14 protein-coding genes are annotated in these 15,165 nt (G+C 73.6%); 5 read left to right on the top strand and 9 right to left on the bottom strand.

Annotated elements, in window-relative coordinates; all coding sequences use genetic code 11:
* Positions 1-5: 5 nt before the first annotated feature.
* Entirely contained in the window at positions 6-551 is a 546-nt protein-coding gene (locus OG753_RS38055; RefSeq protein ID WP_327266323.1) for an HIT family protein, read from the top strand.
* A gap of 2 nt (positions 552-553) precedes the next feature.
* On the opposite strand, the gene OG753_RS38050 is transcribed toward OG753_RS38055, so the two are convergent.
* Positions 554-901 (bottom strand): hypothetical protein, encoded by a 348-nt coding sequence (locus OG753_RS38050; RefSeq protein WP_327266322.1) that lies wholly within the window; start codon positions 899-901, stop codon positions 554-556.
* Between the two features lie 134 nt (positions 902-1,035).
* Between OG753_RS38050 and OG753_RS38045 the strand changes: the two genes are divergently transcribed.
* On the top strand, positions 1,036-1,920 hold the full coding sequence (locus OG753_RS38045; protein ID WP_405792087.1) for a sigma-70 family RNA polymerase sigma factor: 885 nt from the start codon (positions 1,036-1,038) through the stop codon (positions 1,918-1,920).
* Positions 1,921-2,005: 85 nt separating this feature from the next.
* Positions 2,006-3,220: a hypothetical protein gene (locus OG753_RS38040; RefSeq protein ID WP_405792085.1), complete on the top strand. Its 1,215-nt coding sequence runs from the start codon at positions 2,006-2,008 to the stop codon at positions 3,218-3,220.
* Positions 3,221-3,321: 101 nt separating this feature from the next.
* Here the strand turns inward: OG753_RS38040 and OG753_RS38035 are convergent, their stop codons facing one another.
* On the bottom strand, positions 3,322-4,044 hold the full coding sequence (locus OG753_RS38035) for a FadR/GntR family transcriptional regulator (RefSeq protein WP_405792083.1): 723 nt from the start codon (positions 4,042-4,044) through the stop codon (positions 3,322-3,324).
* 131 nt (positions 4,045-4,175) lie between these two features.
* Here OG753_RS38035 and OG753_RS38030 point away from each other — a divergent pair, with 131 nt between their 5' ends.
* A complete protein-coding gene (locus OG753_RS38030) occupies positions 4,176-4,697 on the top strand; it encodes a gluconokinase (RefSeq protein ID WP_327266319.1) in 522 nt (173 codons plus the stop codon).
* A gap of 12 nt (positions 4,698-4,709) precedes the next feature.
* A complete protein-coding gene (locus OG753_RS38025) occupies positions 4,710-6,107 on the top strand; it encodes a gluconate:H+ symporter (RefSeq protein WP_405792081.1) in 1,398 nt (465 codons plus the stop codon).
* Here OG753_RS38025 and OG753_RS38020 read toward each other — a convergent pair.
* From OG753_RS38020 to OG753_RS37990, 7 genes are all read right to left on the bottom strand, one after another.
* Entirely contained in the window at positions 6,093-7,052 is a 960-nt protein-coding gene (locus OG753_RS38020; protein WP_327266317.1) for a hypothetical protein, read from the bottom strand. The genes OG753_RS38025 and OG753_RS38020 overlap by 15 nt on opposite strands.
* 253 nt (positions 7,053-7,305) lie before the next feature.
* Complete coding sequence (locus OG753_RS38015) at positions 7,306-8,586, bottom strand: cytochrome P450 (RefSeq protein ID WP_405792079.1); 1,281 nt, start codon at positions 8,584-8,586, stop codon at positions 7,306-7,308.
* 50 nt (positions 8,587-8,636) lie between these two features.
* Positions 8,637-9,413, bottom strand: coding sequence for a hypothetical protein (locus OG753_RS38010; protein ID WP_405792077.1), 777 nt, complete (start codon positions 9,411-9,413; stop codon positions 8,637-8,639).
* 50 nt (positions 9,414-9,463) lie between these two features.
* Positions 9,464-10,234, bottom strand: a complete 771-nt coding sequence (locus OG753_RS38005) for a hypothetical protein (RefSeq protein WP_405792075.1) — start codon at positions 10,232-10,234, stop codon at positions 9,464-9,466.
* 103 nt (positions 10,235-10,337) lie between these two features.
* Positions 10,338-10,535, bottom strand: a complete 198-nt coding sequence (locus OG753_RS38000; protein WP_327266313.1) for a hypothetical protein — start codon at positions 10,533-10,535, stop codon at positions 10,338-10,340.
* A 124-nt stretch (positions 10,536-10,659) separates the two neighbouring features.
* Positions 10,660-14,268 carry a S8 family serine peptidase gene (locus OG753_RS37995; RefSeq protein ID WP_405792073.1) on the bottom strand — a complete coding sequence of 1,203 codons (3,609 nt, stop codon included), beginning with the start codon at positions 14,266-14,268 and terminating at the stop codon, positions 10,660-10,662.
* 370 nt (positions 14,269-14,638) lie between these two features.
* Positions 14,639-14,929 carry a hypothetical protein gene (locus tag OG753_RS37990; RefSeq protein WP_405792071.1) on the bottom strand — a complete coding sequence of 97 codons (291 nt, stop codon included), beginning with the start codon at positions 14,927-14,929 and terminating at the stop codon, positions 14,639-14,641.
* Positions 14,930-15,165: the final 236 nt, after the last annotated feature.

Here is a 15,165-nt window from a genome sequence, read left to right as displayed (position 1 = left end):
CGTCGGTGCCGACACCGATGCCGATGGGCCGTGAACCGATGGACCGTGAGCCGATGGATCTCCGGGCGTACGTCGAACGGACCCGCGGCGGGCCGTGCTTCGTGTGCGCCTACCTCGCCGGGCACCCCGGCTTCGTGCACGAGACGATCCACGAGGACGAGCACCACGTGGCCTTCCTCGACCGCTGGCCCACGCTTCCCGGAAAGGTCCTGGTGGCTCCCAGGGCACATATCGAACATGCCGTCCGCGACCTGGACGCGGCGGCCTACACCCGGCTGATGCTCGTCGTACGGGAGGTCGCGCTCGCGGTCGAGGACGTCCTCGACTGCGAGCGGACCTACCTGTACTCGCTGGGGAGCCGGCAGGGCAACGCCCACCTGCACTGGCACATCGCGGCGCTGCCGCCCGGGGTCCCGTACGAACAGCAGCAGTTCCACGCCCTCATGACCGAGAACGGCGTCCTGTCGCGGTCGGCCGAGGAGCAGGCGGCGACGGCGACGCTCCTGCGCGCGGCCCTCGCCGCGCGCGGGGTGCTCGCACCGCCTCCGTGAGGTCAGGCCTGCGCGGGGGTGTGGTGGTGGTCGAGTTCCCACGCGTGGTGCTTGAACTCGTGGCGGAAGTCGGCGTGGTCCTCCCACTGGCGGGCGATGCCGCGCAGCACGTCCCAGTTGTGCTCCACCGACTGGTCGATGACGCGGCGCATGGCCGGCTCGGCGGATTCCCGCTTCTCGATGAGGCCCTTGATGGCGGAGGCCTCCAGGACGGAGTTGCGCAGGGCGCGCAGGGCGCGGGAGGTGTCGTCCATGGCGAAGCCGTGTTCGCTGCCCGTCGCCTCGTCGAACAGCGGGGTGAGCCGCGCCTCGATGAATGCGGTGATCCGCTCGAAGTGCTGCACGTCCATCGGGGGCTCCCTCTCCTGCCGGACCACACGTGGGCCCGGCGTCTCCACTCGCTTCTGCTGTTCGGGCGCCATTATCCAGCAGCCTCGTGATCTGTTTTGATGATCCACCGGGTGCGATCGACGCGGGGGGACCGGTGGACGGGAATTCAGGGCTGACGGAGCGTTTCGAAGAGCACCGCTCTCATCTGAGAGCGGTGTCCTACCGCATGCTCGGTTCGCTCGCCGAGGCCGATGACGCCGTACAGGAGACCTGGCTGCGCCTGAGCCGCTCCGACGTCGGTGCGGTGGAGAACCTCGGCGGATGGCTGACGACGGTCGTGTCCCGCGTGTGCCTGAACATGCTGCGCTCGCGCGAGTCCCGCCGCGAGGACTCCCTGGACGCGTCGCCCGCCGACCGCGTCGCCGGCCGTGAGGACACCGTCGACCCCGAACAGGAGGCCGTACTGGCCGACTCCGTCGGGCTGGCGCTGCTCGTCGTGCTCGACCGGCTGGCTCCCGCCGAGCGGCTCGCGTTCGTGCTGCACGACTTGTTCGCCGTGCCCTTCGACGAGATCGCCCCGATGATCGAGAAGTCCCCCGTGGCCACCCGTCAGCTCGCGAGCCGCGCCCGCCGCCGGGTCCGGGGAGCACCTCTGGCGTCCGAGGCCGATCCGAGCCGCCGGCGCCTCGTGGTGGAGGCCTTCCTCGCCGCCACCCGCGGCGGGAACTTCGACGCGCTCGTCACCCTGCTCCACCCCGACGTGGTGCTCCGGGCCGATGCGGCCGTCGTGCCCACCCACGCCCCGGTCCTCCTGCGCGGCGCGGTCACCGTCGCCAGGAGCGCGATGGCCGCCATGCAGCGGGCGCAGGCCACGATGCCGGCCCTCGTCGACGGGCTGGTCGGCCTGGCGATGGCCCCGCTGGGACGGCTGTTCCTCGTGCTCGGCTTCACGATCGAGGACGGGCTGATCACGGAGATCGACATCGTGGCGGACCCCGTGCGTCTGGATGCGCTCGAACTCGCCGCGCTCGACATCTGATACCCGGCACCGGTAAGCGGCCGTAGCGATTCCGTGCCGCGGCCGCCCCTTCTGGGCCGCGGCACGGCGCTCGCATACTGGCGCCGTGACCGACTACGTCAAGCACCTGCCCACTGCGGCGATACCGGAGGGCGCTCCGGTCGCGGCGTGGGGTGTCGACCACGCGCGGCGCTGGCTCCGGGCCGGCCGCGTCCCGACCGTTTTCGCGCCCGGCGCCGGAGGATGGCTCCTCGTGGTCCCGGCCGTCCTCGCGCTCCTGCTGACGGACCGGCACGGCGAGGACTGGCGCAGTCTCTCGGCCGGCTTCCTGCTCGCCGCGCTGCCCTTCTGGTTCCGGTACCTGCCGGCGGCCACCCTGCTCGCCGCGACCGCCCTCGCGGCCGACGCCGCCCTCGCCCTTGCCGGTACCTCCGACACCGCGGGCCGGATCGGTCCGGTCCTGGTCCTCGCGCTCGCCGCCTGGGCGTTCACCGGGGCGCTGCTCCGCCTGCTCGCCCGCCGCCGACAGCGTGAACTGGCCCTCGCCGCAGCCGGATCCGCCCGGTTCCCGCTGCCGGCCACCCTTCCGCCCGCGCACCTGCGCCGCGGACTGCCGGGCATCGGCCTCGGGTCCGTGTGCTGCCTCGCGGCCGACGCCGCCCGCACCCACCCGTACGGCCCGTTCGGCGGGCGGCTGCTCGCCACGGTCCTGCTGGTCGCCGGTACCACGCTGCTGGGGCGGGGCCTGGCCCGGTGGCGGGCGGCGCGGCGCCTGCGCGCGCGGCCGCAGCCCGTACTGCTGGTCGGCGTACGGGCCTCCGTCTCCGGACACCACTGGCTGTACCCGGACGCCGACTCCCCCGCCGGCCGGCCCCTGATCGCCCACTCCCCCCGGGTCCGGGACACGGTCCTGGGGAAGCGGGTCCTGGTCGCCGGGTCCGCACGGGCCCTGCGCACGAACCACCATGACGTCGGCCCGTACGCGGAGCCCTTCCAGGCGGTGCTGTACGGAGCCGTGCACGAGGGGGCCGAGATCGTCCTGGAGTGCGCCGTGTACGAGTCGGACGTCCGCATCGTCCCGGAGGTCACGGCCGCCCCGCTGCTGCCTCGTCGGCGTCACGGGCTGAGTCACTGGACGCCGGCGGGCACCTCGCACCGCGAGGCCGTCCGCGAGCGGACGCGCCTCGATGAGGAGCGCAGGCGCGAACGGGCGCGGGAGCGGGCGGAGTCGAAGGGCTCGGACTCCTCCTCTTCGGGCGACGGGGGCGGTTGTGGAGGGGGATGCGGGAGCGGGTGCGGAGGGTGCGGCGGCTGCGGCTGACCCCGCACACCTGGGGAATGTCTTGCCGATCACGCCGGGCTCGCGGGCCCCGGCCCCCGGGCCCCGCCCCCGGGCCCGCCCCCGGGCCCCGCCCCGGTTGCTCAGGGCGCGAGCACGTCCAGTTCCTCCAGCGCACCCACCGCGATGCGGCGGGTCAGCGCCTCGGCGCGCGCCGCGTCCCGCTCGCGCACCGCCTCGGCGACCTGGACGTGCAGGGTGACGGCGGCGGGGTCGGGATCGTGGAACATCACCGCGTGTTCGGTGCGGCCGGTCAGGACTTCGGCGACGACGTCCCCGAGGCGGGCGAACATCTCGTTGCCGGAGGCGTTGAGCACCACCCGGTGGAACGCGATGTCGTGCCGCAGATAGCCCTCCAGCTGGTGGCCGCGCGAGGTGCGGACCATGCCGAGGGCCGCCTCGGTGAGTTCGGCGCACTGATCCGGTGTGGCCAGGGTCGCGGCGAGACCGGCCGCGACAGGTTCGATCGCGGATCGCAGCACGGTGAGGGAACGCAGCTGCCGGGGCCGGTCCGTGCCGGCGAGCCGCCAGCGGATCACGCGCGGGTCGTAGACGTTCCACTCGTCGGTGGGGCGCACCGTGACGCCGACCCGTCGGCGGGACTCGACCAGGTGCATCGACTCCAGGACGCGGACCACCTCCCGTACGACGGTGCGGGAGGCATCGAAGCGTTCGGCGATCTCGTCCGTGCGCAGGACGCTGCCCGGGAGGTACTCCCCCGCCGTGATCGCGAGGCCGAGGGTGTCCAGCACATGGGTGTGGAGCCCCTGCCCCTGCGCGTGCCCGGGACTGCCTGCGGTGGTCATGGCGTAAGCGTACGGTGACGCTCCCTCCGCCGAAAGATGTGATGTTTCCGACCCGAGGCTTGAATAAGTACTACTTAATGCGCTTCAGTGGTGCCGCACGAACCGATGTCGACGAGGACAGCGAGGTAGGCGTGAGCACCCAGCGCGTCATTGTGGTGATGGGCGTGGCCGGTACGGGCAAGACGACCGTGGGCCGACTGCTCGCCGAGGCACTCGGCATTCCGTACGCGGAGGGCGACGCGTTCCACCCGGCGTCCAACGTCGCCAAGATGTCGGCCGGAACCCCGCTCGACGACGCGGACCGGTGGCCGTGGCTCGACGCCATCGGCGAATGGATCCGCAACCGCGCCGGCCTGCGCGGCGGCGTGATCGCCGCCTCCTCGCTCAAGCGCGCCTACCGGGACCGGCTGCGCGCCGCGGCCCCCGGGGCCGTCTTCGTCCACCTCACCGGCGAACGCCCGCTGATCGAGCAGCGCATGGCGGCCCGCAAGGGCCATTTCATGCCCACCACCCTGCTGGATTCGCAGTTCGCGACGCTGGAGCCACTCCAGGAGGACGAACCCGGCGTCGTCGTCGACGTGTCCGGCTCCCCGCAGGACATCACCGGGCGGGCGCTGGCCGCTCTGCGCCGGCTCCCCGCACACGAGAACTGAGGAAACGTCACCGTGACCGGTCTCAGCGTCGAGACACTTGCGGCGGCCGCCCCCGCACCGATCACCTCGGCCGGGAACACCCAGCTGGGGATAGCCGTCCTCGCGGGCATAGCCGTCATCGTCCTGCTCATCACCCGCCTCAAACTGCACGCCTTCCTGGCGCTGACGGTCGGCTCGCTGGCCCTCGGGGTCTTCGCGGGAGCACCGTTGGCCAAGACGATCTCCAGCTTCACCGCCGGACTCGGGGCCACGGTCGCGGGCGTCGGCGTACTCATCGCGCTCGGCGCGATCCTCGGGAAGCTGCTGGCGGACTCGGGCGGCGCGGACGAGATCGTGGACACGATCCTTGCTCGGGCCAAGGGCCGGGCCATGCCCTGGGCCATGGTGCTGATCGCCTCGGTGATCGGGCTGCCGCTCTTCTTCGAGGTCGGGATCGTGCTGCTGATCCCGGTGGTGCTGCTGGTGGCCAGGCGGGGGAACTACTCCCTGATGCGGATCGGCATCCCCGCGCTGGCCGGCCTGTCCGTGATGCACGGCCTGGTCCCGCCGCATCCCGGCCCCCTCGTCGCCATCGACGCGCTCCACGCGAACCTGGGGATCACCCTCGGGCTCGGTGTGCTCGTGGCGATCCCGACCGTGGTCATCGCCGGGCCGGTGTTCTCCCGGTACGCGGCGCGGTGGGTGGACATCCCGGCGCCCGAGCACATGATCGCGCCGCGTCCCTCGGCGGAGCTGGAACACCGCCCGCGATTCGGGGCCACGGTGTTCACCGTGCTGCTCCCGGTGGCACTGATGCGCGTCAAGGCTCTTGTCGACATCGTGGTCGACGACCCCGCGAACCCTGTGCAGCGCGTGACGGACGTCGCGGGCTCCCCCATGATCGCGCTGCTCGCGGCGGTCCTGGTGGGCATGTTCACGCTGGGCCGAGCGGCCGGGTTCACCCGGGAGCGGATCTCGGTCACGGTGGAGAAGTCCCTGGCCCCGATCGCGGGAATCCTGCTGATCGTGGGCGCGGGCGGCGGCTTCAAGCAGACGCTGATCGACGTGGGCGTGGGTCAGATGATCCTGGACGTGTCGAAGAACTGGGCAGTCCCGACCCTGTTGCTGGCCTGGCTGATCGCCGTGGCCATCCGGCTGGCCACCGGCTCGGCGACGGTGGCGACCATCTCGGCGGCCGGGCTGGTCGCGCCGCTCGCGGCGGACATGTCCACCACCGGGACCGCGCTCCTGGTCCTGGCCATCGGGGCCGGCTCGCTGTTCTTCAGTCACGTCAACGACGCCGGCTTCTGGCTGGTCAAGGAGTACTTCGGGATGACCGTCGGTCAGACCCTGAAGACCTGGTCGGTGATGGAGACCATCATCTCGGTGGTCGGGCTGGGCCTCGTCCTGCTGCTGTCACTGGTCCTTTAGCCGGCCCTTCAACTGGGCGGCGGCCAGCGCCATGCCGCCCGCGGCCGTCGCGCAGCGGGCGGCGAGCCTGGACACCTCGGCACGCAGGGCCTCGGTCCCCGGTCCGTGCCACCCCGGCTCGGCGGCCGCCCCGTGCAGCCGGAACGCGTGCGTGCGCAACGCGGCGGCGTGACCCGACAGGCCGCCGGCCTGCGGCCGGGGCGCCGGCCGGGGCGGCCGTGCCGTGATCCGGCGGCGGGCCGGGCCCCGGGAGGGTCCGGACGCGGGCCCCGGCGGGGGCCGTTCGGGCAGACCGGGGCCCCGGTCGCAGAACGCCACGAAGGCGGCGCCGAGCCCGAGGACGGGTTGGGCGGTCTCGGCCCGGCCGGTGGCGACCTGCCAGCCGGCATGATCGTTGAAGGGGTTCGCGTCGGTCAGGGCGTTCCAGGCCAGGATGTCGGCGAAGGACGGGGCCAGCAGCGAGAAGGCGTGCTCGGCGCCCTGTTCGCGCATGATGGCGCGGAACAGACGGACGGCCTCGGCCTGGCGGCCCGCTTCCACGGCGCCGAGGACGGCGGCCGCGCCGGGATCGTCGAGCAGTTCGGGCCGGCCCGCGCTCACGGCCCGGATCCGGGCCTTCAGACCACAGACGGCGATGCTGATCGCGAGGCTCTCCCGGCCCGCCAGGACTCCGGCGAGCCGGCCCGCCCGGGCCATGCCCCGACCGCGCGGGGCCCAGCCGAGACCCGCCGGGTCGGTGAGGGTACGCAACAGGGTGCGCCAGCCGAGCCGGGTACGGCCGCCCCGGGCCAGGGCGGCTGCGGGCAGCCGGGCACCGAAGGCCAGGCCGGAGGCGTAGCGGGCGGCTTCGCCGACCGCGTCGGCGGCCTCGGCGAGTGCGCGGCACGGGGCGTCGAGCAGGTCGATGTCCGGGGCGGTGGACGCGGAGGTCGCGGCGTCGGGCATGTCATCCTCGTGGGGTTCGGCAGGAGGTTCGGGGGCGGGCACGGTCGGGCGTCAGACGGTATGCGGTCGGGCTTCGGTCTTCGGGCGGTGAGCGGTCGGGCTTCGGGCTTCGGGCTTCGGGCTTCGGGCTTCGGGCTTCGGGCGGTCAGCGGTCGGGCGGCACAGGTCGGGCGGCAGGCGTCCTGCGAGGTGAGGCGGGTGTCGCGGCGTTCGATGGCCCCGGGCCCGGCGCCGGGATCTCGGCGGCGGGATGTCAGCGGCGGGTGAGCGTCAGCCGGATCCCGCGCGGGTCGAGCGCCGCGGGCAGCGGCCCCACCGGGTCCAGCACCGGCCGGCCGCGGCCGACCCGATGTGTCCGCAGCACCTCGGCGCAGAGCGCAGCGGTGATCATCAGGCCGAGCTGGTCGCCCGGACAGCGGCCGCCGCCATGGCTGAAGGGCGCCATCCGGACGTCCTGGTCCGCACCCGGGTTCTTCCACCGGCCGGGCACGAACACGTGCGCCGCCGGAACCCGTTCGGGATCGCGCTGGTGGAACGCGGCGGGCAGCAGCACCGAAGTGCCGGCCGGGTGGCGCACGCCCCGCCATTCGGTCTCGGCGCCGGTGACGCGGATCAGGTCGGACACCACCGGGTACAGGCGCAGGGACTCACGTACGCAGGCCCGCAGCCGGGGCAGCTCGCCCCGGCCCGCGCCCGCGGTGGCTTCGGCGGCCGCCTCGGCCGCGGCCAGGTCCTGTTCCGCGGGGTGCGCGCCGAGCAGGAGCAGGGTGCGCAGCAGCGTGTCCGGGACGGCGTCCATGGCCAGCAGCCAGTGCTGGGCCTGGCCGACGGGGTCGACGGTCCCGGTGGGGTCTGCGTAACGGGCGGCCCGTCCGACCAGCGTGTCGCCGTCGGCGTGGCCCGCGTACGCCTCGATGCGGGCGCGGGCCCTGGCGTGCAGGGAGCGGGCGGCGCGCGCCCGGCCGCCGCGCAGGCCCTTGCCCTCGGCGCGCAGCTGGGTGAGCCATCCGGTGAGTTCCTCGTCGGCGGCGGCCGAGTCGCCGAGCACGATCCGCCGGGCAGTGCGGTGGACGGCGTAGCGGGCGCGGGCGAGGTCGAGGGTGGCGGTCGGGGCACCGGCGCCGGTGGAACCGGCGGTCAGGTGCCGGGCCTCCTCGGCGAGGGCAGCGAGGAAGAGTCCGCAGGAGGGGTGCACGGGCAGGCCCGCGGCCAGCACCTCGGCGCTGACCTGCCGACGTTCCGCGCGGAGTTCGCCGCGGGAGCAGCCGGTGCCGGCGGGCTCCTGCGGGCTCAGGCCCCGGCACTTGTCCGGCGGGTCGGCCGCCAGGACGCCGACGGGTTCGGCGTAGAACCGGCGCACGTCCTGCGGATCGAGGAGGACCAGGACGGTCCGTCCGGAGCGGGTGCGTACGAGGACGGGGGCGTCGCCGTGCCGGGCGCGCAGGGCGCGCAGCGCGGCGGCGGAGGCGCGCACCGCTCCGGGGCGGGGCCGGGCGAGGCCCCGCAGCAGGGCTCCGAGGCCGGCGAGGGGCACGCGCCCGGTGGTCTCACGGGCCGGGACCGCTTGCCGGAGGAAGGATTCCTTTACGGATGTCCGCCGGTCGGGGGCTCCCGCGCCGCGCCCCGGCACGGCGGGCCCGCAGTCCGCGGGCAGTGCCTCACCGCGGGGGGACCGACCGACTCGCTCGGGGCGCCGCCGGGCGGCGAGGGCCCGTACCCGGGCTCGGAGCCCGTCGAGGGCGGCCCCTTGGACCGTACGCATCCGTGTACCTCCGCGGCGGGAGCGACAACGCTCGGCGACAACGGCATCACCGTACGTCCCACCTGCGGACTCCGCGCCCCGAGGAGCACGTCAGGGGTCGAGCCCGACGAGCAGCACCGCGATGTCCGGTCCGGCGGTGGGGTAGGAGGTGAAGACCGCGTTGTGCAGGGCCGACGGGGAGCGCCCGCGGCGTACGCACGCAATGGCCTCGGCGGGACCAGGCCCCGGTCGACGAGGAACTGGGCGACGACGAGGCCGGACCGGTTGTAGCCCGAGTGGCAGCGGACGAGCGTGGTGAGGTCCGCGTCGAGGGCGAGGCCGGCGGTGCGGGCGAGGCGCTGGACGGTGTGCAGCTGGTGGGCGTCGAGTGCGGCGTCCGGGACGGGCGCCACGACGTGCTCGGCGCGCGGTCCGGGTCCGTGGCCGGTCCCGGTGAAGAGGCTGATGACGAGGTCGAACTCGTCGCCGACGACGGCGGGCCGGAGTCCGCCGTCCGGGTCGGTCCAGTAGTGGCCGCCCATCCACGGGCCGGATGCGGTCTCGTCCCACGGCGCATGCGGCCCGGGAACGTCGCTGTCTCGCTGTCGGGTCTTCCTCATCCGGCCACGACCTGCTGGGGGGAGCCCCCAGGATCCGACACAACTTCCTTTTACATGACGGAAGTTGGGGTGAAGACGGCTTCGCGGAACGCCGTGCGCAGCCCGCTGCGCACGGCCGTCGGGAGGAGGACCGCCCAGCGGTGGTGGCGGGGGGACATCCAGAGGGCCGGGCCGCCGTCCTGCGGGGCGTGGTGGGTCCAGACCCCGTGCGGGGCGGGCTGCCAGAGCAGTCCGCGGGCAGGGACGAGTTCGCCGGTGCGGATCCGGAGCGACTCGGTGGCCCAGGCGCGGGTGATGCCCTCGGTGATGCCCTCCGGGGCCGTGGAGCCGGCCGGTGCGGGGGCCGCGGCGGCGAGGACGTGCCGCAGGAAGCGGACCAGGTCGCCGAGGGGCGCGTGGAGGGCGGCATCGGTGAAACGCGTTCCGGTCATGCCCAGGGGGTGCCAGACCCGGGTGGCGGCGAGGTCGGCGAGCGGGCTGCCGGAGAGGTGTTCGGCGAGACGGGTGAGGGCCGCGGCGCCGCCCGGGTGGGTGAGGAGGTGGTGGGCGGTGGTCCCGTCGGGGGTGTCCGCGGAGGCCTCGTCCCCGTAGGCGGTGAGGGGCGTGTGCAGGTGCAGCGCGCCCTCGTCGACGAGGGCGCCGATGACCGGCCAGAGCGCGAGGACGGCGGTGAGGCCGCCCACGTCGAAGGCTTCGTCCGCGGGTCCGGCCTCCGAACCCGCCTGTGGGCCTTCGGGGCCGCCGACGGCCCACACCGCCCCGGGGTCGGCGGACCCGACGAGGGCCCGGACGGCGGTGGCCTGGTCGCACAGGAGGGTCATGGTCGCCCACGTTAACGAGCCCGCCCGGGCCGGCCCGGCAGGCCGGGGCGAGACCGGGCCCCCGCCACCCGAATGCCGCTCACGGCCGGCACCGTGCGCCCCCTCACCACCCCGGTCGGCCCGGATGTCCGTCGTCCTGAGCGGGCCCGTCGGCGAGCGCGTCGAGGATCCCGGCTGCCCGGGTGTCCCCGAGCGCGTCCGGGGCCTCGGCGGCGTACCCGCGGGACGAGGCGTCGACGGTGGTGTCCAGGGCGACGGCGTGGAGGTGTTCCGCGGCGCGCGGATCGCCGAGCTCCGCCAATCGCCCGATCAGCTGCAGCCGCCGGTGCCGGGCGGACGGGCCGCACCCGGTCCTGAGGCGTGGGGCGCGGCCCGTCCGGGGCGCCCGGGTACGTACGTCCTTACCCGGGCGCCCCTGTGCTCGCCTAGCTCTTGTCCGGGCGGTCGGTCACCCGCAGGGTGTTGAGCAGGGGCTTGCCGAATCCGCTGTGCGTAACGAAGCGGATGTTGAGGACCCCGTCCGTGACCGTGACCGTGTACGTACGGGTCAGGGCCTTGTAGGTGCCGGCCTCCAGGGCGATGTCCAGGGAGGGCAGGACCTGCGTGCCCTCGGCCAGGACGTCGAAGACGCGCTTGTTCGGCTTGGTGGAGGAGAGCTCCGCGAAGCCGAGCTCCACCGTGTAGGTGCCGTTCGGCACGTTGTCGAAGCGGTATTCGTACATGCCCTCACGGGCGTTGCGGAACAGCCGCTGCTCGTCCGTACCGGCGATGGTGCGGCCGGTGGACTGGATGGTGCCGTTGCCCTGGTAGCCGTAGGAGCCGGGCGTGTACTTGCGGTCCGGGGACCAGGCGTCACCCAGGGCGTCGGTGCTGCCGTAGCCGGAGCCCGCGTCGAGGCCGACCTGGTAGCGCGGAACGACGACCTTGACCGGGACGGTCAGGACCGGGGTCCGGCCGCTCGCGGAGGTGATCTTCAGGTCGGCTGTGAGGACCGTTCCCGGGGCCAGTCCGGTCGTGTCGACCGTAAGAGTGACCGGGGTCTTCGCGCCGGTCGGGAGGTTCCCGGTCGCCGGTGTGGCCGTGAGCCAGGCCGCTTCCTCGGACACCGTGAACGCCGTGCCGAGGCCCGGGTTGGTCAGGTCCAGGGTCCGCGTCCGCCGCTGGTCCGCCGGGAGGACGACCTCGACGGACGGCGTGGACGCCGTCACCTTTCCGGTGCGCAGGGACTGCGTCACGGCCGTGACGTCGGCGGCCTTGACGTTCACCGTCGCCGTGGCGGACTCGTACTGGGGTGCGGCCAGCGAGACGGGGAGCGAGCCCGAGGGGCTCTGGACGACGTATCCGCCGTCCGCCGCCGTGGTGGCGGAGACCGCGGCGTCGCCGGTACCGACGGTCACCGTGGCGCCCGCGACGCCGTTGCCGTCGTTGGCGTCGAGTACCCGGCCCGCCACCACTCCGCTCTTGGTGGTCCGGAACGCGATGGACAGGCCGTCCGTGATGACCCCGGTGTTGAAGGAGTACTTGAAGGCGTCGGTTCCGGCCGCGTTCTCCACACCGACCGTGGCCGAGGAGCCGCCCTTGATCCCGGTGCCGCCCGTCCCCTTGTAGGAGTACGAGACGGTGCCGTCCTCGCCGATCGTCGCCGAGAAGGAGAACTTGTCGGCCTGGGCCGACCAGTGGGCCACCTGGCGCCACTCGATCACGTAACTCCGGTGCGGAGCAGTGCCGGTGACGGCAGTGAAGACGCCGGATCCGCTGCCCGTGGCGCCGACGACGAGGTCGTCCCAGAACGGGTACAGGGCCGCGTTGGGCGTGGCCGTGCTCGGGAGGTCCCCGTTGATGTCACTGGTGTTGTTGCCGCCGAAGCTGACGGTGCCGTTGGTGCCGATCCAGGCCTGGCCGTACGTCTTGCCGTACAGGGGCAGCGGGAAGGGCAGGTCGACGCGCTCGGTGGTGTTGTCACCGGTGAGCGCGAGCTGGCGGGTGCCCTCGACGTACGGGCGGTCGCCCGCGGCGGCGCAGGCGTAGCCGTAGCCGTCGGTGCGCTCGGGCAGGCTGACCGCGACGGTGGCGTCTCCGGCGACGGTGACCTTCGCCGTACCGCCGGTGACGCAGCGGGAGGCGTGGGTGGCGTTCACGTCGTACGTGCCGTGCGGCAGGGCCACCTCGAAGCGGCCCTGGGCGTCGGCGGTCGCGGTCACCGGGGTGTCCGCGATGGTGACGGAGGCGCCCGCGGCGGGGCCGGCGGCCGAGGAGACCGTGCCGGTGAGTTTGCCGGAGGCGGCCTGGGTCAGGGTGAAGTCGCCGGTGGCGGTGCCGTTCTCGGTCACCGTGGCCGTCGCGGTCTGCTGTCCGTAACCGAACTTGGCGGCGGTCAGGGTGTAGTCGCCGACCGAGAGGGAGGCGAAGCGGTAGCTGCCGTCGGCCCCGGTGGTGGTGGTGCGGTCGATCGGGCCGTCGGCGGTGATCTTCACGCCCGCGACGGGCTGGTCGCCGGCGCGTACGGTGCCGCCGAGCGAGCCGATGGCGCCGCGCGGGGCGGCGTTGACGGCGGCGAGGATGTCGAGCCGGCCCTCACCGAAGACGTTGTTGTCGGCGGCGTTGCCCCCGCACTGGCTGCTGTCGGTGTCCAGGGCGGTGCCGTCGAAGAGCGCCTCGGTCTGCGCGACGTCGCCTTCCAGGGCGGGCGCGGCGGACCAGAGCAGGGCGACGGCGGCCGCGGTGTGCGGCGAGGCCATCGAGGTGCCGGAGAAGGCCTCGTACGCGCCGCCGGGAACGGAGGAGCGGACGTTCACGCCGGGGGCGGCGATGTTCGGCTTGATGATGCCGCCGGGGCCGGCGCCGCGCGAGGAGAACGACGCGATGGCGTTGTTGATGTCGAAGGCGCCGGAGCTGTAGGAGCTGGCGTAGTCGCCGGGCGAGCCGGCGGTGTTGCAGCTCGGGCCTGAGTTCCCGTTGGAGAAGGCCGGGAAGATGCCGGCCGCCCGCCAGGTGTCGACGATCTGCTGGTACCAGGTGTCGCCGCCGCTGCCGCCCCAGGAGTTGTTGACGATGTGCGGGGCGAGATCGGGGCGCGGGTTCTGACCGCTCGGGTCGGTCGGGGCGACGATCCACTGGCCCGAGGCGAGGAGGGAGGCCTCGGAGCAGGAGTTCGACTCGCAGCCCTTGGCCGCGATCCACTTGGCGCCGGGGGCCACGCCGATCTTGTTGGCGCCGCCGTCGTCGCCGACCATCGTGCCCATGGTGTGGGTGCCGTGGTCGTTGTTGTCGCACGGGGCCGCGGTGGTGCACACGCCCGCCGGGTCGAACCAGTTGTAGGCGTGGTCGTACGTGCCGTCCGCCTTCTTGCCGCGGTACTGGTTGTTCACGGCCGGGTGGGTGTAGTCCACGCCGCTGTCGATGTTGGCGACGACTATGCCCTCGCCGCGCACCCCGACCTGGTCCCAGACCTGCGGGGCCTTGATCCGGTCGATGTTCCACTCGATGGCGTCGGCGACGGCCTTCTCCCGCTTGCCCTCGGTGGGCTTGGGGAGGACGACCTTGTCGTCGGCGTCGATCCGGGCGACCTCGGGGCGCTGTGCGAGGGTCCCGGCGAGCTTCTGGCTGCCGACGACGCGCACGGCGTTCACGATCCAGTACGAGGTGTACTCGGCCCCCGCGCCCTGCAGGGCCTTGACGACCTCGGCCTGACTGCGCGCGGCGTGGTCCCTCTTGATCCGCAGAACCGTTTCTGCCTTTGCGGCGCGGGTCTGCTGCTTCCCCGCGGCGGTGAGGTCGGCGGCGCTGTCGAGGTAGACCCAGAAGGCGGCCTTGGCAGAGTCGTCGAGCTGGGCCCGGAGCTTGGGCTCGATCTTGCGCTCGGCCGCGGTCAGGGCGGCGGGGCCGGGGTCCTGCGCGGCCGCGGCGACGCCCGCGCCGATCGGCAGGAGCAGGACCGAGGTGAGGGCGGCGAGCGCCGTACGTAAGGACCGCGCGGGCCGTGATGACCTTGTGGGCCGTAAGGCTCGTGAGGACCGGTTGTTGCGTTGAGCCACGTGTTGTCTCCTCGTACGCCGTGTGCGGGTTGTGCGGGAAGGGTGCGCGTGACGTGCGCGGGTCATGGTGAACGAGGCGTCATGCTCATTACAAGGGGGGCTTTTCGGCCGTCCTCGGTCCGGGAACGACGGAGCCCGCGGGCTCGTCGGCGGACCGCTCGCGTACCGGAGGACCGGCGCCCGGCCTTCGCCCGTGCCCAGGGGGAACGCGCGGCCGGCACGTCGCGCGGCAACGACCCGGGACACGCTCGCGACCTGCGGGTCCATGGCCGTCGCACGGCGCGTCGCATGCCGGGCCGGGCCGGGCCGGGCCTGCGGCAGGAGGGTGCTTGCCCGGCCCGACGGGGTGTCCGCCCGGACCGTCGGCGGTTCAGCCGGGTGAATCGCCGTCCCGCGGAACGAGCGTCACGTCCACTTCCCCTGCGGCGGCGGACCAGCGCTCTCCGCGTTCCACGGCCGCACGACCGTCACTGAGCATCCGCGTACGGATGTCCCGCGCCGCATCGCGCAGGACCGCCGCGGGCACGCCGCTCGTGGCCGGGAACCGGTCCAGGATTTGCTGGACCGACCTGTCGAAGGCCCGGACCGCTCCCTCGACGTCGTCCACGCTCTCACCCGCCGACGCGGCCGATGTGATCGTCCAGGTCATCCACAGAGCCATGCCCGAAGCGTAGGAGCGGGTGGGCCGGAACATGAACGACGTCGCAGGTGTGTCGCCCCCGAGCGGATGTCTTGCCGATCACGCCGGGCTCGCGGGTTCTGACACCGACAAGACACCCCCCTCAAGGCCCGTCCCGCAAGTGGGGGTCTCCCGCTCAGTGGTTTCCGTTCGGAGCGAGGAGGTGCTGGGCGAACAACCGGGTCGACGGCGGCCAGTGGAATAATCGATCATGCGTT

Origin of the sequence: Streptomyces sp. NBC_00029 (genome assembly GCF_045160505.1) — a bacterium.
Taxonomy (GTDB): domain Bacteria; phylum Actinomycetota; class Actinomycetes; order Streptomycetales; family Streptomycetaceae; genus Streptomyces.
The sequence above is the reverse complement of the archived record's forward strand: the minus strand, read 5'-3'. Positions and strand labels throughout refer to the sequence as shown.